The organism is Psychrobacter sp. W2-37-MNA-CIBAN-0211 (assembly GCF_040309405.1).
Taxonomy (GTDB): domain Bacteria; phylum Pseudomonadota; class Gammaproteobacteria; order Pseudomonadales; family Moraxellaceae; genus Psychrobacter; species Psychrobacter glaciei.
The window spans coordinates 1-233 of sequence record NZ_JBEOOU010000614.1 but is presented as its reverse complement, the minus strand read 5'-3'; the positions used below and the strand labels follow the sequence as shown (position 1 = coordinate 233).

1 protein-coding gene is annotated in these 233 nt (G+C 67.0%); it reads right to left on the bottom strand.

Annotated features, from left to right (window positions below):
- A partial coding sequence (locus AAEY72_RS16475) for a P-type ATPase actuator domain-containing protein (protein ID WP_502945418.1) occupies positions 1-233 on the bottom strand: 233 nt, incomplete at both ends.

The following is a 233-nucleotide window of genomic DNA, read 5'->3' as shown; positions in this document are numbered from 1 at the left end:
GGTGATCGGCGCCTGGTCGATGGTCGAATTGCCGCTGACCACCGCGCCGTCCAGCGCGATGCGCTCGCCTGGCTTCACCCGCACGCGGGCGCCGAGTTCGACGCTTTTCACCTCTTGTTCGCGCCAGTTGCCGTCAGCCTGCAAGACCGTGGCTTGCTCGGGGGTCATCTGCATCAAGCCGCTGATCGCATTGCGCGCGCGGTCCAGCGAGCGTGCCTCGATCAACTCGGCGA